Consider the following 18832-nt stretch of genomic DNA (forward strand, 5'->3'; position numbering starts at 1 on the left):
CAACGCCTCCTGTAGTACCACTCTATGTCCAACTTACAGACATCATTCCTACATGTTGCGCCTACTGCCCGCTTTTGCCGCCTTTGAAGGCAGATAATCTATGAATCAGCTTGTCCTTATAGATTAATCCGAAGATAAAGGCCAGGACGGAGATAGCGGAGATGACGATGGTGGGTCCATAATTCTTGTGGTAGATATTAGCCCCAATGCTTACGGAGGCCAGCAGCCACGGAAATCTGGCGATGAGCAGGATCGTAAAGAATCTTAGGGGCTTCATCGTCGTCAAACCCGCTGCATAGATGAACATATCCTTGGGAAGTCCGGGAATGATAAAGATAATGAACAGGAAAACCGAGAATTTGTTATTATCCATCATTCCTCTCATCCACTTGAACTTATCCCTCTGAAGCAGGCTATCAATGAAAGACCCGCCCAGGAATCTGGTGAAGTAAAAGGCAATCATTGCCCCCAGCAGCATTCCCCCGGTCACGAAGACCGCCCCTAGAGTTGTCCCATAGATGTATCCCCCGGCAATTTGAACGACCTCCCCTGGTATGGGGGCAATGACCGTCTGGAGAATCTGGAACAGAACCAGCATGACCGGTCCTAATTTTCCCGTAGAAAGGATGTAATCCCGGAAGCCGTCCAGAGACATCGTCACGCGCAGAAGCTGCGGCAGGTATCTGATGAATACGATAATGGTCACAAGGCCTACGCACGCGAGGAGAATTTTGCCTGCCCGCTTTTTTTGCAATAACCAATCCATTTACGAATCCCTCTCTTCACTGGCTTATAATATCTCCAGCTTAGGTGAATATTCTTAAGATTCGGGCATGAACTTCCTTAAGAATTCTTAAGTCGCCTGTCATCCGGTGGTTTACGCGCTTTAGACAATCTATAATGGAAGCACAATGAGTGCTCAGGAAGGGAGGGGGATGGATAAATGATGAATCCTGCCAAGACCATACTTATAGCCGACGACAACCACGAGATTCGTGAGATTGTCCGGGTGCTGCTGGAGAGTGAGCAATACCATGTCGTTGAGGCTGTTGACGGGGAAGATGCCGTGAATAAAGTAGACGATACCATTGACCTGATCATTCTGGACATGATGATGCCCCGGAAGTCGGGAATTAAGGCCTGCGTGGAGATACGTGAGATGACCAGCGCGCCTATCCTATTTCTTACAGCTAAGACTCAAGATTCTGATAAAACCTTGGCCTTCTCGGCCGGAAGTGACGACTACCTGTCCAAGCCCTTCTCCTACACCGAATTGGTGTCCCGGGTGAAGGCCTTGCTTAGGCGGTATTATGTATACAAAGGCAAGGAGGATACCTCCGCCCCCTCGGATGTGATTACCTTCAACGGGCTAAGCGTGAATACTACCGTCAACGAGGTAAGAATGAATGAGAAGGAGCTGACCCTAACCGAAATTGAGTACAAGCTGCTGGCGCTGATGGCCGGCAACCGCAATAAGATTTTCTCGGCACAGAATCTGTATGAGAGTGTGTGGGGCGAGCCTTATTTCTACAGCTGCAACAATACGGTGATGGTTCATATCCGCAATCTGCGCATGAAGCTGGAGAAGGACCCGCAGAATCCCAAGTTTATCAGAACCGTCTGGGGAAAGGGGTACCGGATTGAATAACAAGCTGTGGTGGAGCAGGCTGAAACTCAAATTAATCCTATGCCTGATCGGTTCGTTCCTGGCTTCAGCGGCACTGTTCTTGCTGCTGCAGTCCACAGGCGAAGATCTGCTGGAGCATTACCGGACCAGAAGCTCGTTCATTAACAAGCAAGAAGAGCAAGCCCTTCCGGCACTTGAGGAATATGTCTCCGGGCAGCATCTGTCGCTTAAGGATGACGCACAAATAGCTGAATGGGTCAGGAAAACCAAGTACGTAAATCTCTATCTCTATAAGGACAACCAATTTCTCTACTCTACGGACGGGTACACGATCAAGACCGAGAATACGAGGTTTCTGCCCGACCCTAGCATTTTCAGCAAATCCCAATATTCCACGGTTACCTTTGCGGATACGACTGCTCAGGTCTATATGGAGTATTTTTTTGAATACAAGTATTACAACCTCATTACGATTCTGGGTGTGATTCTGTCGTTCTTATTCTTCATTGTCCTGGTCCTGTTCTTCATCAATAAGAAGACCTCTTATATTGGCGTGCTGGAGAAGGAGATTAAAATTCTGGAGGGCGGGAATCTGGACTATCCGATTACGCTGAAGGGGAAGGATGAGCTATCGTCTCTGGCCCAGAGCATCAATGAGATGAGGAAATCGTTCATCGAGCGCCTGGAGAGCGAGGAGCAGGCCAGAGTCGCCAACAGCGAGCTGGTCACCGCCATGTCCCACGATCTGCGGACACCGCTCACCGCATTGGTCGGCTACCTGGACATCATCGAATACAAGAAATATCAGGATCAGGAGGCGTTAGCGAAATACATTCACAGCAGTAGGGAAAAAGCCTATCAGATCAAGCATCTGTCCGACAAGCTATTCGAGTACTTCACCGTGTATAACACAGAGGAGAATGATCTGGAGTTCGAGTCCTACGATGGGATTCAGCTCATGGATCAGTTAATCGATGAGCAGTCGATGTTGCTGGAGAATCACGGCTTCCGGGTAGCATGGGAGCCGTCCCCTGTCCCTTTCCGCGTGGAGCTTCACCTGATCTCCTTCAGGCGGGTATTCGACAACCTTTTCTCCAACATTACGAAGTATGCCGATACGTCTGCGGCCGTAACGATTACGTATAGAATCGAAGACCGCTGGCTGTTGATAGATATCACGAATGTTATAAAAACGGAGGCCCATGAAATCCATAGCACTGGGATCGGCCTCAAGACCTGCCACAAAATCATCAGCCAGCATAAGGGCGAAATCACATTCACAAGCACTGGCGGCAGGTATTCCGTTCACATCCGCTTGCCGGTAAATAACACGCTCACTTAATTTAGGGAGGATCATCATGCAAAAATTCACTACCGACCGCTTAATCATCAGAAACTTCCGGGAGACGGATGCACCAGGGATGCTGAAATATTTGGCGAATCCGCGGGTGAACTGTTTCCTGAGCGAACGCCTCTCCACATTAGAGGAAGCCATCGCCACCGCCAGCGAACGGAGTCAGGACGACTCCCATCTCGCCGTCTGCCTGAAGGATACCGGCTCAATCATTGGCGAATTATTCTGCATGAAAGAAGAGCCCGATACCTACAGCGTAGGCTGGCACTTCAACCCAGCCTACGAGGGCGTCGGCTATGCCAGCGAAAGCGCCCGCGCGCTACTGCGCTATCTTTTCCTGGAGCAGGAAGCCAGACGCATCTACGCCTACGTCGAGGACGACAACTCCAGATCGCAGAAGCTCTGCGAGAAGCTGGGCATGCGCCGGGAAGGCTGCTTCATGGAATTCATCTCCTTCACCAAGAACGAAGACGGAACCCCGAAGTACGAGAATACCCAGCAATTTGCTATATTGAAGCGGGAATGGCTGGGGTTGGTGTAATCCTTATAGCTAATAAAAAGCTTAAAAAACCCAACTCTGCTAACGAAGCGGAGAAGGGTTTTTTAGGGTATAGTCAGCTCTACTAATGAAGCGGTGAAGGCTATACCCATTCGTATTCTGCATAATGATGCTATTATGTAGGTAGATGAAAGTGGGATCCTTATAAAAATCAATCACGGACAATTTCTCAATAAAACGCTGGCCTTCCTTCCATTCATTTGGAACACGCCCCTGAACTTGATCCCATCGCATCTTGGACACCTTGCCTTTACTGTTCCACAGAATATTTTGTTAAAAGATCAGTAATCATTTCTAATGAATACACACCCTTGGCAATGTCTACAACAAACTCAACTGCAAACTCTCGTTGCATTCTTAGATGATACCCGTTTAGAATCAAAAATGATTTCGTAACCAGGTAAGCTGTACGTTTATTGCCATTATGGAAGCAATGATTTTTGACCAGCGATTCCAGCAATGCAGCTGCCTTATCGAATATAGAGGGATAAGCATCCTCTCCAAAAACACTTTGTTGTGGTCTATGTACCGCAGACTCCAGCAGGCCGTGATCCTTCACACCTGCCTGATCTACGTCATTCATTCTTTTCATCATGAAATGGTGTGCTGTAATAACTTCTTCCTTAGTAAGAAAGATGGCCATATCAACGATCCCTTAGGTCTTCAAGAATGCCCTGATCCTCTTCAAATACATCGAAGAACGCCTCCAACACCTCAGGACGAACCTGTTCAGGCAACAGAGCTGCCCGGCTTTTTCTCAACACCACTTCTCCGTGTTCATTTTCAATAAACTCAATTTCATCTCCCTGAGAGATATTCATTTTATCCGCAAGAGCTTTTGGCAAGCTCACACCCAAGCTATTCCCCATCCGTCCAATCTTTCGGGAATAACGCTTCACCTTCGATTGATCCTTCGTCACTTTGACCACACCATTCATTTTTTTCCCCCTCCTATAGTATGCTCTGCTCGCTTCAAGTTATAACTTATAACGGTAATAAAAGTTATAATATATGTACATTTTATCAAAAGGATATTAAAAAGACCAACTCACAGATGGTCCTTCTGATAGCAGATAGATTGATTGAAGCGGCTATCGTGACAAAGGCTTCCTTAACTTCTCCGGTATGGGAATATGCCTTATGGATTCTAACGGATGATACAGCAGCATCCACGGTCCCGAGAAACGCATAACCCCCTTAATTTTATGGCGGTAGACGGGTGTATAACAGTGAATCGGACACTTGGCACACGCTGTCTTCTCATCACCAAATTTGCAGCGGGAGAGTCTTGTCATAACATACTCATTTAAAACCCGGCATTCCTCACAGAGCTCCTGCCCATAATGTTTTTTCTTGCAATAGATACGAATCATCTTTGAAGCAATCATTTTTTCTTTGCGGATCTTAGGGCCATCGTTCAGCTGCTGCTTTGCTGCTCTGCTCATATAATAAGGCCTCCTGGACTTAGTTGAACTTATTCATCTAAATCTTTGAAGTGAAAATGCTCATGATGGATCGCATCCATTCCAACCAGCTCTCCGCTCTTCTTATGGTAATACGGAAACATCCGGTTAATCGGCAGCCTTAGAAGCTGATAATTCTTATCCTTAGGCAGCTTGTCTATTTCTTCGACAGCCCTGTCGTGCACTGTAAATACTCCTATAGGATAAAAGTTCGGAAATCCGCTCGTCTGCTCAGCAACAAAAATAACCCAGATATATTCATCAGTCATTTGGACACCTTGCCTTTATCTAGTACCACATCAGATTTAAACAAGTGATTTCATTCCAAAAATGTGGTAAGGGATGAAGCTGCATTCGTAGCGAAAAAAAGGGGTAAGTGTATTCTGTGCAACTAAAAACAGTGAAACGGGTGGACTTCCTCTTCTAATTGTATTCTGTACAACTAAATTTGCCCGGATGGGCGAAAATCCAGATATTGAGGCATTTTAATTGCAGGAAATACAACTAAACATTGATTTAGCGGGACATAGGGCGATTTAGTTGTACAAATTGCAATTAAGCCTCCCCTTGCACTCTAAACGGGGCGCGGTAAACCCTCAGCAAGCCATGAGTTAAAGTAATTTTCTCACGTTTAGTTCTGATGAGCTACTAGTCCTATCAACGATCCCTTAAATCTTCAAGAATAGCCAGAACCTCTTCAAACTCATCAAAGAACGCCTCCAAGTCCTATCAGGCGGATCTCGTTCAGCTCTTCTGCTGTCATTAATCCAGCTTGATACAGATTCATGTACTCCTGAGAAATGCTTTGATTAAAGATCAGCAAATCATCGGTGTTAATCGTCACAGGTACTCCACAATCATAAAGCTTCCGAATAGGATGGCTGCCGTAGTTCTCCGCTACACCAAGCATAATATTACTAGTAGGACAGACATTCAGTTGAATATGGTGAGCAGAAAGCCAGTTCATAATTTGAGGCGAACGGACGGCTGCAATTCCATGGTGAACCTCATGAAGCCCGAGCTCCTCAACAGCTTCCATAACATCATCCGCGGTTCCGAACTCCCCCACATGAGCCTTGAGCGCCAGCCCCGCCGTATTCGCAGCTTGGTAAATGGACTTAAAAGATGTGATCGGCTGGGCAAATTCATCGCAACAAATATCGATGGAGCGAAACCAGCGGTAAGCCAATATTTCATCTAACCGGTTATACACTTCATCTACATTGCAGGCACGGTCCAAAGCCAGCTCCGGGAGAAACTGTGTTGCAGGAGCAAACCGGCGATGATATTCATTCATGATCCGCATAAATGGCTCCATTCCTCCCAAGGTATCCACCTCATCCACTCCAAAGCTTAATGCCAATCTCTCAATATGGTCGTCAGCCGCTTGCGCAAAGGAAGCTTCAATCCGTTTCAAATAACCTTGAATACCAGGGCAATGCCGTTTCACAGATTCAACAAACCATTGCTGCATGTCTTGCAACGATCGGAACGGTTCCGCCGCCGGCTCTATGTCAACATGCGCCCACTCGCTAATATATCGAATGTTCCCTCCGCGTCCGGCGTGGTTATGCAAATCGCTTTTCGGGATGGACTGCAGCTCCACAAGTGATTCATTCATAAGCGCTTCTACAAACCTTTGTTTAGTGGACAAGTTCTTAGATCCTGTCGGCAATTGGTGACACCCCATTCAAGATAATGAAATAGCAGGTTCGATGACACTTTTATCTTAGCATATCTTATAAAAAAGACACCCCTAAGGGGTGTCTTCATTAGCACTGTATCAATCCTCTACCCTTACGTGGTGCCTGCACGCCGGTCAGCAAGCGCCATCGCGGCGACGTATCCGGAGCTCCAGGCCCATTGCAGGTTATAGCCGCCGCAATCTCCGTCCACATCCATTACCTCACCGGCTAAATAGAGGCCCGGCACTAGCTTAGATTCGAGCGTTCCTTCGATCAGCTCCGTCGTATCGATGCCACCGGCTGTGGTTTGGGCGTTCGTGAAGCTGTTGGTATCGGTGATTTTAAATTCCCAACGCTTCAATAGTTTATAAAATATTTTCTTGGTTTTCCACGATAGATCCTGACACAGCAGATGCAGCTGTTGATCAATTCCAGCCTCCTTCAGCAGCACTGGAATCAGTTTCTTGCTGACGATACCCACGAAGGAATCGGCAACCGTCCGGTGTCCGAAGATCCCCCAGTGGATCTCCAGGAAATCAATTAACTCTTCCTCTGTGCGCTCCGGCATCAAATCAACCGACAGGGTCACGGATTCTCCTATGCCGAGATTATACGCAGCCTTTCTGCTTAGCTGAAGGATGGGCGGGCCCGAGATCCCATAGTCTGTAAAAAGAATCTCTCCGGACTCCGTGCGGATAACCTCATTGTTCACGATCACATGGGCCTCTCCCTCAAATTTGATGCCCGACAGTTCCTTCAAATACGGATAATCCAGCTTCAATTGTACAATGCCTGGTACCGGGTGGATCATGGTGTGCCCCAGACGTTGGACAAGCGTATAACCGGAACCGTCTGTTCCTGTTTTGGGAGCGGTAAGGCCGCCGGTACATAGAAAAAGATAGTCGCTTGTATACACAACCTGCTCCTCTGTCTCCGTCTGGCAGGTTATCGCGAACCGCGGATGTCCCGCCGAAACGGTCACATCCAATACTTTATGTTTATAATATACGGGGACATTCCGGTCCTCCAGGGCCAGCTTAAACACCCCCGGCACCGAAGCCGCCTGCAGCGACATCGGATACATCCGGCCATTCTCCAAGCTCATAAAAGGAAGCCCGAGCGAGGAGAAAAATTCGATCGTCTGGCGGACACCGAATTGCCGAAGTACATGTATTGGGAATCCTGCCTGATTGCTGTGATACTTAATGGATAAAGCGGCTGCTTCATCCGTACCGGTGGCGGTGGATTGGTTCGTAATGTTGCAACGCCCGTTACCTGTCGTTATTATTTTCTTACCGAGCCGGTCATTGCTTTCAATAATGGCTGTATCAATACCTTGATCTCTCGCTGTAACTGCAGCCATTAGACCTGCAGCACCCCCACCGATAATGAACAGCTCGTGGTGCTTAGAAGTCTGATCCTTATACATGTTAATTGATGCATCCCTTTTCCTAATAAATTTATTGAATGGACTTAGCTATCGCCATGGCGGCCACATATCCGGAACTCCAGGCCCATTGCAGGTTATAGCCGCCGAAATCTCCGTCCACATCCATCACCTCGCCAGCCAGATACAGCCCGGGCACTAGCTTGGATTCCAGCGTTCCCCGGGTGAGCTCCGACGTATCAATGCCGCCGGCTGTCACCTGCGCATTCGTAAAGCCATTGGTATCCGTCACTTTAAATTCCCAACGCTTCAAGAGCCTATAAAAGTTCTCTTTAGTTTTCTGCGGCAGATTCTGGCAAAGAAGCTGTGGCTGTTGATCTAAGCCCGTCTCCTTAAGCAGGACAGTAACAAGCTTTTTGTTGAAGATACCCACGAGGGAATCCGCCACGGTCCGGTGCCCAAAGGTCTCCCAGAGCTTTTCTAGGAACTCCACTAGCTCTTCCTCTGTGCGGCCAGGCATCAGATCCACCGATAATTTCACCTGTTCTCCTCTGGCCAGATGATACGCGGCCTTTCGGCTTAACTGGAGAATGGGCGGACCGGTAATACCATAGTCTGTGAAGGCCAGCTCACCCTGTTCACTGCCGATGACTTTACCCTTAACAATGATATGAGCTTGTCCCTGAGATTTGATACTGGACAGTGCCCTCATATTCGGATATTGCAGCTTCAATTGCACAATGGCCGGAAAAGGCTCAATCACGGTGTGCCCCAGACGCTCGGCAAGGGTATAACCCGGAGGTTCTTTTCCTGCATTGGGACCGGTGTTGCCCCCCGTAGACAGAAGCAGATAGTCGCTAGTATACACAACCTCTTCCTCTGTCTCGGTTAGGCATTTTATCGTGAAGCGAGGATGATCTGCCGAAGCAGTAACATCCACCACTTTATTCTTAAGGTATACGGGAACATTCCGATCCTCTAGCGCCAGCTGGAAAATATCCAGTACCGCCGCTGCCTGCAGCGACATCGGGTACAGCAAGCCCCCCTTGAGTCTTGTCAGCGGAAGCCCGAGAAAGGAGAAAAAATCAATCGTCTGACTGACGCCATACTGCTGCACTACCGCAAGCGGAAATTCGGATTGATTACTGTGATATCTGCGCGATAAAGCAGTTGCTTCATCCGTATCTGTCACAGTGGATTCATTCGTAATGTTGCAGCGGCCATCACCTGTCATTAAGATCTTCTTGCCAATCCGGTCGTTACTCTCCAGAATAGCAGTATCGATCCCCATATCACTCGCAGTAACAGCAGCCATTAGTCCGGCAGCACCTGCGCCGATAATAAAGAGCTTGTGGTGCATAGAAGTCTGATTCTCATACATGGTTGGTCAATGCATCCTTTATCCAATTTTCTCTAAGCTCAAAAACACTTTATTAAATTATAGCATAAGCAAAGCAGCGATTCCCTAACAACAGGAGAATCGCTGCTTTGCTGTGTTCTAACGTATATCGATGAAAGGTTGGCTATACTTACTTAGCTTCCAGCATCCGCAGCAGAACCGTAACCGTCTCTGCCCGCGTTGCGGCATCCTTCGGGAAGAAGCTGTTGTTGCCTTTGCCTTGCATCAGTCCCGACTTCTTCATCTCGGCTGCTGCTCCAACTGCCCAGGCCGGGATGTCGCGGTCATCCGTGAATCCAGCGGAGCGGGCAACGGGAGCCAGTTGTAATGCTCTTGCCAGCATGACAGCCATTTCCGCTCTGGTTACAGGCGCATCCGGGCGGAAATTGCTGTTGTTATCCCCCTGGATGATTCCCAAGGCTACCGCCTGCGAGATGGCGGTCCGGGCCCACGAACCGATCCGGTCACTGTCCTTGAAGGACAACGCTCCTTCTGTGTTCTGAAGCTTCAGCGCCTTTGCCAGCATCACCGTGAATTCTGCACGGGTCACGGTACGGTCAGGCTGGAACGAACCGTTCGGATACCCTGTAATGATCCCTTGCTTGACGGCTTCGCGGATACTGGCTTCGGCCCAATGTCCGGCAATATCTGTTAAGGATGGACCAGGCACCGGATTAGCGGGGGCTTGCGGGCCCTCGTCCGGCTTACTAGGCGTTCCAACAATAACCGGCGCTACTGGTACTGACGGAGTCACTGGCGCTTCACCTCCAGGATCGCCGTCATTTCCGCCGCCCGAACGCTCGTTAACCGAAACGTTGATTTTTCCCGTAATGGACGGATACGCACTCAAGACTGCCGTAACCGTCACTTCTCCAGGTGTGGACGGTGCTGTAAGGACCGCGCTGAACCGGCCATTGGCGTCCGTTACAGCATGAGCCGGCTCAAGGCTGCCCGAGGAAGCCGCGAGTGCAACCTCTACGCCGGAGACCGGAAGATTGTCACTACCCGAGACGATTCCTGTGATGGATACTTCATCTCCGGTATTCACAGCAGACGGTGCTGCCTGTAGTTCAATAAGAGCAGGGACCGGTATCGCCTTACTAACCGAAACGGTAACCGTATTCGTCACGGAAGGATTGCCGGTCAGTACAGCCGTAATTGCGATATCCCCGGCTGCGGATGGTGCCGTAAACACCGTACTGAACCTTCCGTACTCATCCGTTACGGCAAGTGCAGGCTCGAAACTACCCGAGGCTGCCATGAGACTAACCGCAGCACCGGCTAACGGAAGATCTTCACCGTCATAGACGGTTCCCGTAACGGACACTTTGCCTCCAGCGGATACGGAGGACGGTGTGGCCTGCAGTTCAATCCGGGCGGATACAGGCACAGCCTCTTCTTCAACGGATACGGTAACCGCCCCTGTCACGGATGGACTTGCCGGCAGTACGGCTGAGATGGATACCTTACCGGGAACCGATGGTGCAGTATAGACCGTACTGAACTTGCCGTACACATCTGTAGTTACTTTGGCAGGCTCAAGGCTGCCATCGGCTGCTATGAGTTCAACGTCTACACCGGACAACGGAAGATCACCGTCAGCGTAGACGGCCCCCATAACGGATACTTTGCCTCCAGTCACCACCGAAGATGGCGCTGCCGCAAGCTCAACCCGGGCCGGAACCCTCTCTGCGTTCTCTGGTCCGAACACTTTGAATTCCCAGAGCGAGTAGCCGTATTTGCTTGCTCTCTGAGTTCCGTACATCCGGACATATCTGGCATTCACCGAATCGATAGAGATCTCGTCGATATCCCCATCTCCGCTGGATGTACTATATACTGTCTTCCAGTCGTCCAGCGTATCGGAGACATCGATCCGGTATTCCTTTCCATACGAACTTTCCCAGTGCAGCATGACCTTAGCAATAGGCTGACTTGCGCCAAGATCGACATAAATCCACTGCGGATCGGCATAGTTGGACCCCCAGCGGGTCGTCAATGAGCCGTCTACCGCATTCCCCACTGCCACATCGGCGGCTTTGGATGAGCTTGCAATCACGGTTTTGCCTTCCGCAAGGTTCAGGGCAACCGCTTCATACACGTTAAATTCAGCAAGCGAGTAGCCCTCTCCGGTTCCCTGCTGAACGCCCTGCATGCGGACGAATCTGGCACTGGTTTTACCGAACGTAATGTCATCGATTCCCCCATCTCCCATCGAGGTCGCATAAACATCCTTCCAGGTGGCCCCATCATCGGATACTTGGATTTTATAGCTTTTGCCGTAAGCCTTCTCCCAATGCAGTCTAACCTTATTGATCATATATTGATCCTGCAGATCAACGTAAATCCATTCATCGTCCGAAGCGTTAGAACTCCAGCTGGAGGTTCTGTAGAGATCGTTAGCATTGGAAGCAAATTGCTTGCCTACGCTGGAGGAAGCAGCCGCTCCTTTACTGTAAGCGAGATCATACCCGCTGTCGTCGATGGAAGCTCCCTCGCTTAGCGTCTCACTCCGCCCGGTGAACGTATCTTTACCGAGTCTGTACGTGGTCGTAGTCTGGTCTCCGTTCCGGTTCAGCGTTACATTCACTGTAATCCCCGGCGTTTCGGGATTCGCCACCGAGATGCGGACAGGGTCCGCGGATTCATCAACGATCACCATCGACGGTTTATCTACGGTGACAGTCAGTCCTTCTCTTAGCGTCACCGTACCCGGCTGATAGAACAGCAACTCCGCAATACCCAGCGAACGGTGCCGGACCGCTTGCACGGACGGGGTATTCGCGAGAATACTAATCGGGTTTGCTTCCGCGTAGCTGCCAACCTCCCCGGCGGTTTTACCCGGCAATACGATGTATTGATAGGACGCATTGATCGGCTTCACGCCATGATCCAGCCACATCGAGAACAACGGCTTAGTGATGGGCTCTGTTGAACTGCCAGTAACCACATCGCTCCATTTCCCGGTCTTCGTCTCCTGCTTCACCTGGAAGTCCGTCTTATCCGGGAACACATACCCGGTACTATCGTTATAGGCCCAGCGTCCGTTCACCTGCGATGTTCCATCTGCCACTTTGCCGTCTACCAGCACATCGCCAACAGCAAGACTCTGATTCAGCGTGGTATGGACCGGTGCAGCATTCGTCGAAGTGATGCCTGCGCCCAGCGCTACCATTTCATCATCGAAGAAAAAGTAGCCCTTTTTCCCGCTGGTACTCAGCTTGTTGAAATCAAACGCCGTGGCTCCGTACCGCTCATTGGTTACGCCGCCCACAAAGGTCTTCGGGTTGTTGAAGTTATTCTCCTTCGTGAAAACGTAGGGAGCTGTTGTTCCCGGAACATGATTCCAGTCCATCAGCGGGTACACGGTTCTGTACTCATCCCCGGTTCTCTGGATAGCCGTGGCGCCTTGCGGAGTCCAGTAGAGCAGGTTGTATCCGCTTGGGTTAATGGTTCTCATTTCGCCGCCCTTGACCGTGCTGGACGACATCTTGACTGTAATTCCGTAATCCTTGCGCATATGAGAGGAGACCAGGGTCTGCCATTGCGTCATATTGTTCGCATCCAGTCCATTGCCCGAGACCGTGCCAATACCCCGGATGTTATTCAGGAAAACTGCGAACTCATCCGCCCGCTTCGGATTCGCCGCCTGCATCCACTCCAGCGGATCTTCGTAGAAGGTCAGCGCAGAGCTCTCATAATCCGGCCACTCCGGTCCATTCATCCCCATCCCCAGATCGGCAACATCGCCTCTCACCAGATATCTGGTCCCATCCAGCACATAAGAGGACAACGAGTCAATCGCCGCCTGGCTGTAAGCGAAGCTTGTGCCCGAGACGACATAAGCCCAGAAGGACATATCTCTCGCGAAGCTTCTTCCGTAGCCCGTGGTATAATTCGTCTTCCCATGCATGAAAAAGGACATGTCAGACTGGATTCCCGTTAGCGTCTCCGTCACCGCCGAGAGCACGTTAAACGCCTCTACAGCGCTACGGACATTCTGGACATCCTCCAGCAATAAGCCGCGGATCATATAATTCTGATTGTACCAGGACGAATTGGCCCCATCGATCGTATTCGGTTTGCTGTCTAACGTGCCGATAATATTGGCAGCCTGCTCCGCAGTCAGATAGCCCTCACATAGCAGTGCAACTTTGCTGAGCCGTAATTGTTTGCCGATCCCGGTCTCCCACCAATTAGTGGAGGTCGGCTTGACCGTAAACCAGTGATCCAGTGCTTTCTGAATACCGGCTAACAGGGCTTCATCGTGATAGTAAGGCCCCTTCGGGTCTGCAAAAGCCTGAGCCATCGATTGCATCCGGTCCAGCGCAAGGTAAGGCGACCACGCCCGCCCGTTGGCACTGGAAGCCGTACTGGTATAATCTACATCGCCCCAGCTTCCATTCGCCTTTTGACTAGATAAGTAGGTTCCGGCCTGTGATTTAAAAGTCCATTCGACCCGCCCATTCGTGCCGTCATTGATGATGTCTTTGGAGATGTAGAAGTCTACCACCCGCTGCTTCATCAGCTTGATTTCCGCCAGCTCTTGCGACGATCCATCTGCCGATACAGGATATTGGAACCCGAGGGTCGAGATCATCAAACCAACCATAACGAGACATATCCATCTCTTGATCCTGCTTTGCATGTTACCAGTCATGTACACGCTCCTTTGCTATCTGGGCCATTATTTTGACAGCGCTTTCCTTTTAGCGGATGAAAGAAGGCAGCTTGCACTGCCTCCAGCTTATTACCACAGCGTACTTAATATATCCTCCAGAGGAATGTCCGCCACTGCCATCACTTCGTCCGCAGCTCCGTAATACATACGGACCGTCTGGTCCAGCAGCAGGGCTCCGCATGAGAACACGACCTTGCCGAAGAATCCGTTCACCTCATAGGAAGCTTCCGGCTCCAGCACTGGGACACGCGATCTTGCAATGACCCGGGTCGGGTCCTCCAGATCCAGCAGCACCGCCCCCATACAATAGCGGTGGCTGCTGTCCGCGCCATGATACAGCGCAAGCCAGCCGCGTTCGGTTCGAATCGGAACCGCCCCGCCGCCCATACGGGCCGAGTCCCAGCCCTGCTCGCCGAGTCCCATCAGGAAGCGGTGGTTCCCCCAATGGTCGAGATCGGGCGATTCCGCGATCCACATCTCGGGAGCGCCGAATGACTTCGGCACCGGACGATGCAGAGCGTAGTATTTGCCGCCAATTTTCTCTGGGAAAATCATAACATCCTTATTCTCGGGAGGCAGCATCATCCCGCGCCGCTTGAACGTCTGAAAGTCGCGGGTCTCCGCCAGCCCGACACCGACACCGCGCGCGGAGGCCGCGCTGTAAGTAATGTAATAGGTGTCCCCGATCCGGGTCACCCGCGGATCTTCGATCCCCCAGGCTTCCAGAGGATGCTCCGGGAAAAGGGCCGGCTGCGGCTCCACCTCGAAATGAATGCCATCCCGGCTTCGTGCTACCCGCAGATGGGATAAGGAGGTGAGCATGACCGTCTGTCCGTCCTTGGCTACGAAGCGCGAGTCGGAGAAATCATAGCCCGGATCGCTCTTGTCGTAACGCTCCACCTGCACCTCCGTCCCTGCCTCATTCAGCCGGGGAACGAGCACCTCGTCCGCCTGGTCCGATATCGGCGCTTCGGCAACGCGCAGCAAGAGGATCGTCTCATCCTGTAGCTGCGCCACGCCTGCATTGAAGGCACCCAGCACCCGGAAATCGGGACGGGAGGGGACAACATCCCCGGCTTCAATCAGCGGATTATGCGCGCTGCGTGTTATTTTCATTGGAGTGACCTCTTTCTGTGTGTGAAGTACGGTTATTTCCCGGAAGTAACGGCATCAATCTGAGCCTGAATTTCATCGATCACTTTTTGCCCGCCGAGACTGGCCATTTTATCCTCCATCGTTTTCTTTCCTTCCTCCGCAGGGATCAGGCCTTGGCTGAGCGGCAGGAAGATCGAATCATGAAGCGGCGTGATTTTGGCATATTCCGTCTTTACCTTCTCGGCGTTGAAGTTGAAGCCTGCAATTGGACTCAGCGTGAAGTTGGATGTCTTGGTCGAGAAATCGAACCACTTCTTGTCATCCGGCATCATGTTGTCAGGTGTACGGTTCAGCGTCGGCCGCCAGGTCAGCACATAACCAGGGAAGGTATACGCGGACAGTACCTTATAGCTCGAATCGCCGACAGGCTCCCAGTCTTTCCCTTGAATGCCGTATTCCATCAGATCATGGTTCTCCTTAATCGACAGCCAGTTCATTACATCCATAACTGTATCCGAATGCTTGGAAGTCGTCGGTATACAGAGGAAGTTCCATTGCTGATAAGCTGTATAAGGCTTGGCCTGCTCCCCGTTCGGAATGAAGATCTCCAGCTTGTCGCTGCCATCCTTCAGCATTTCCGAATATTTCAATCCTTCCACACCATCGGCTGCATAGTAGGTCGCCGCATATTTACCTTGCTTGAACAGCGTCTCCGCATTTTGCTCCTGGGCAATATTCTTGGAGATAATTCCGTCCTTATAATATTTGGTGACACGTTCATAGGCATCGGCAATCGTCGGACTCACCCATTGGCCAATGACCTTCTTATCCTTGATCGAATACGAGAACATGTTGACCCCAATCTCCAGCACTTCATCCTTTGCCAGATTCGCAGAGTCACTCAGAATGAATGGCAGCTTATCCGCCTTAATTCCGTTAATGACAAAAGGCTTGACGTCTTTCTCATTTTCCTTGACCGCATACAGGAATTTCTCCAGGTCACCCAGCGTTTTCAGCTCGGGAAGCCCGTATTTCTCGCGTAAGTCCTTGCGGATCAGCAGGCCATAGAGCTGGCCTTGGGTGGTGCCGAGCGGAACCCCCATAATTTTGCCGCCGAACTTGTTGTACTCCCACATTTCCTCCGGAATGGACGCCTTCAGCTCGGGCCGTGCAGCCACTGCCGCATCCAGCTCCATCAAAGATTTACTCTCAATCATCTGGTTCATGGATATCCAAGGAGCATCCAGATACATATCGAACTCTTCCCCGGCAGACATCTTCACGGATACCGCATTCCCGTAATCGGACCATGGCATGAAATTGACATTCAGGGCGGCTCCGATATTATCCGCTTTCAGCTTGTCGTTAACCGCCTGCAGCACAGTATCGAACCCCGCAGGTTTATCTCCCGGGAAATAAGCCTTTAGCGTCACAATGTCTTTGGCAGCAGGAGCTGCACTGTCTGTACTGGACGGAGGATTCGCGGCATTGCCTTCATTTTTCGTATTTCCCCCGCAGCCCGCGAGCACCAGTGACGATACCAATACCGCTGTTGTTGCCGTGCCAAACCATCTTTTTAACCTCATCTCATAACCCTCCCATATCTATGGACACAATCTGAATAACTTACCCTTTTACCGCTCCTACCGTTAGACCTTTGACAAAATATTTCTGAAGCATCGGATACAGCAGTACAATCGGGCCGATGGTCAGCACTGTTGTCGCCATCCGCACCCCGTAAGTCGGTGGTGTCACTGCAATCGCCGCACCGGAAGGAATCAGATTCTTGGCCGCCTCCATATTGGAGACCATCCGGCGCAGAATTAACTGCAGCGGGAATAATTTCTCATTATCGATGAACATCAGTCCCATGAACCAGTCATTCCAGAAGCTCAGCGCATAGAAGAGACCGACAGAAGCCAGAATCGGCTTAGAGATCGGAATCATAATCTGGAAGAACACTCTCATCTCATTCGCTCCGTCTATTCTGGCGGCTTCCTCCAGCTCCTCAGGAATGGTGCGGAAGAAGCTGACCAGCAGGAAGACGAGGAATGGCTGGCACAACATGGTTAGAATCAGTACCCAGATCGTATTCTGCAAATGCAGCCACTGGCTAACCACAATATAGAACGGAATGATGCCTCCCGAGAAGAGCATAGGCAAGTAGCAGAATAACAGAAAAGGCGTTTGCAGAACATTCCGTTTATTCGCCAGTGAATAGCCGAGCATGGCCGAAATGCACAGGGCGCTTAAGGCCCCGACCACCGTAATGAACACGGTGACGCCATAGCCGTTGAACAATACATCGGATTGCAGAACCGCCTTATAAGCGGCCAGCGATAATTTTTGCGGAAATAAGGTGTAGCCGTGCGCAATCAGCTCCTCCTCATCCGTAAACGAGCCGGCAATCATCAGCAGAAAAGGAAACAGACAAAATATAGTGAACAGCAAAATGAACGTATGGGCGAATGCCGTAAAGGTGCGATCCGCAGCGCTATGTTTCTGTCTCATAGTTACTCTCCTAGAATAAAGCAGATTCTTTGGATACCCTCCGGGTTACCCAGTTGGCGGCAATGACGAAGATCAGCCCCATAATGGACTGGAACAGGCCTACAGCCGAAGACATGCCGAAATCGTGCAGCTGTCTCATCGAGCGGAAGACAAAGGTATCAATAACGTCCGTAGTCGGATACAGCATGGAGTTGTCTCCAATGATCGCATAGATCATCGCAAAGTCACCATTGAAAATTTTGCCTACGGCCAGCAGCGTCATGATCATAATCGTCGGCACCAGCAGCGGCAATGTAATGCGGGTTACAATCTGCAGCTTGGATGCTCCGTCAATCCGGGCAGCCTCGTACAGATCCTCCGGTATTCCCGTAATGGAAGCCAGGAATATGATCGAAAGATAACCGGCGCCTTGCCATACACGGATCACAGTCAGTATATACGGCCAAAGCTTCGACTCAAACATCCAGTTGACCGGTTCCATGCCGATATTGTGCAGCCAGACATTAATCATGGGCTCTTCCCCGCCGAATAAGGATTGCACAATCATTCCGATCACAATCCAGGACATGAAATAAGGAAGGAAAATAAGCGACTGCGAGATCCGTTTGAAATACTTATTGCGGATCTCATTGAACATGAGTGCAATCAGAACGGCAGCCGCTGTCGTAAACACAATAAACAGCACGTTGAGCATCAGTGTGTTCCGCAGAATAATCCAGAAGTCATCTGATGTAAAAAAGTAATCAAAATTTCTAAAACCTACCCAGTCACTCCCCGTGATCCCCTTGGCAAAATCATAGTCTTTGAAGGCAATCATAATCCCGTATATGGGCAAATAACTGAACACGAGAAAGAACAACAGCCCCGGTACAGCCATTACATACAGAAAAGGATTCTGCACGATATGCCTCCATTTTGAACGTCTACCTGCGTTAAGCTGGTAGTTCATCTTTACATCCCCCCTTTCCTCAAGACCGGTAACCGCCCCAAGAGCGTCCCGTTATCTATGCCGTCACCTTATCAAGCCCTTACGGCCAGAGCAATTCCGAGAAGCTCCAATCCTTCCCGCAA

16 protein-coding genes are annotated in these 18832 nt (G+C 50.4%); 3 read left to right on the forward strand and 13 right to left on the reverse strand.

What is annotated here, in order from left to right; all coding sequences use genetic code 11:
- Positions 1–61: 61 nt before the first annotated feature.
- Positions 62–766 (reverse strand): TVP38/TMEM64 family protein, encoded by a 705-nt coding sequence (locus tag NSS64_RS27585; protein WP_341142242.1) that lies wholly within the window; start codon positions 764–766, stop codon positions 62–64.
- 177 nt (positions 767–943) lie between these two features.
- Here NSS64_RS27585 and NSS64_RS27590 point away from each other — a divergent pair, with 177 nt between their 5' ends.
- From NSS64_RS27590 to NSS64_RS27600, 3 genes are read left to right on the forward strand one after another with little or no spacing between them, the layout of a single operon-like run.
- A complete protein-coding gene (locus NSS64_RS27590; protein ID WP_341142243.1) occupies positions 944–1648 on the forward strand; it encodes a response regulator transcription factor in 705 nt (234 codons plus the stop codon).
- The gene (locus NSS64_RS27595; RefSeq protein WP_341142244.1) at positions 1641–2969 is read left to right on the forward strand and encodes a HAMP domain-containing sensor histidine kinase; all 1329 of its coding nucleotides are present in this window, start codon (positions 1641–1643) and stop codon (positions 2967–2969) included. Before NSS64_RS27590 ends, NSS64_RS27595 begins: the two co-directional genes overlap by 8 nt.
- Positions 2970–2985: 16 nt before the next feature.
- Positions 2986–3522: a GNAT family N-acetyltransferase gene (locus NSS64_RS27600; RefSeq protein ID WP_341142245.1), complete on the forward strand. Its 537-nt coding sequence runs from the start codon at positions 2986–2988 to the stop codon at positions 3520–3522.
- 268 nt (positions 3523–3790) lie between these two features.
- On the opposite strand, the gene NSS64_RS27605 is transcribed toward NSS64_RS27600, so the two are convergent.
- The 12 genes from NSS64_RS27605 to NSS64_RS27660 form a co-directional block, all read right to left on the reverse strand.
- The gene (locus NSS64_RS27605) at positions 3791–4183 is read right to left on the reverse strand and encodes a type II toxin-antitoxin system death-on-curing family toxin (protein WP_341142246.1); all 393 of its coding nucleotides are present in this window, start codon (positions 4181–4183) and stop codon (positions 3791–3793) included.
- Between the two features lies 1 nt (position 4184).
- Positions 4185–4478, reverse strand: a complete 294-nt coding sequence (locus NSS64_RS27610; RefSeq protein WP_036726298.1) for an AbrB/MazE/SpoVT family DNA-binding domain-containing protein — start codon at positions 4476–4478, stop codon at positions 4185–4187.
- A 153-nt stretch (positions 4479–4631) separates the two neighbouring features.
- The gene (locus NSS64_RS27615; protein WP_051478087.1) at positions 4632–4985 is read right to left on the reverse strand and encodes a nitrous oxide-stimulated promoter family protein; all 354 of its coding nucleotides are present in this window, start codon (positions 4983–4985) and stop codon (positions 4632–4634) included.
- Between the two features lie 29 nt (positions 4986–5014).
- The gene (locus NSS64_RS27620) at positions 5015–5188 is read right to left on the reverse strand and encodes a hypothetical protein (RefSeq protein WP_155991484.1); all 174 of its coding nucleotides are present in this window, start codon (positions 5186–5188) and stop codon (positions 5015–5017) included.
- A 521-nt stretch (positions 5189–5709) separates the two neighbouring features.
- The gene (locus NSS64_RS27625; protein ID WP_155991481.1) at positions 5710–6657 is read right to left on the reverse strand and encodes an adenosine deaminase; all 948 of its coding nucleotides are present in this window, start codon (positions 6655–6657) and stop codon (positions 5710–5712) included.
- A 143-nt stretch (positions 6658–6800) separates the two neighbouring features.
- The gene (locus NSS64_RS27630; protein ID WP_341142247.1) at positions 6801–8117 is read right to left on the reverse strand and encodes a BaiN/RdsA family NAD(P)/FAD-dependent oxidoreductase; all 1317 of its coding nucleotides are present in this window, start codon (positions 8115–8117) and stop codon (positions 6801–6803) included.
- Between the two features lie 31 nt (positions 8118–8148).
- A complete protein-coding gene (locus NSS64_RS27635; protein WP_341142248.1) occupies positions 8149–9456 on the reverse strand; it encodes an aminoacetone oxidase family FAD-binding enzyme in 1308 nt (435 codons plus the stop codon).
- Positions 9457–9604: 148 nt separating this feature from the next.
- Complete coding sequence (locus tag NSS64_RS27640; RefSeq protein WP_341142249.1) at positions 9605–14134, reverse strand: polysaccharide lyase family 8 super-sandwich domain-containing protein; 4530 nt, start codon at positions 14132–14134, stop codon at positions 9605–9607.
- 90 nt (positions 14135–14224) lie between these two features.
- Positions 14225–15271 (reverse strand): glycoside hydrolase family 130 protein, encoded by a 1047-nt coding sequence (locus tag NSS64_RS27645; protein ID WP_341142250.1) that lies wholly within the window; start codon positions 15269–15271, stop codon positions 14225–14227.
- A 32-nt stretch (positions 15272–15303) separates the two neighbouring features.
- Positions 15304–16836 (reverse strand): ABC transporter substrate-binding protein, encoded by a 1533-nt coding sequence (locus NSS64_RS27650; protein ID WP_340945577.1) that lies wholly within the window; start codon positions 16834–16836, stop codon positions 15304–15306.
- A gap of 40 nt (positions 16837–16876) precedes the next feature.
- Entirely contained in the window at positions 16877–17761 is an 885-nt protein-coding gene (locus NSS64_RS27655) for a carbohydrate ABC transporter permease (protein ID WP_340945579.1), read from the reverse strand.
- Between the two features lie 10 nt (positions 17762–17771).
- Entirely contained in the window at positions 17772–18710 is a 939-nt protein-coding gene (locus NSS64_RS27660; RefSeq protein WP_340945582.1) for an ABC transporter permease, read from the reverse strand.
- Positions 18711–18832 lie beyond the last annotated feature (122 nt).

The organism is Paenibacillus sp. FSL H8-0122 (assembly GCF_038005345.1).
In the GTDB taxonomy this organism is placed as follows: Bacteria; Bacillota; Bacilli; order Paenibacillales; family Paenibacillaceae; genus Paenibacillus_AQ.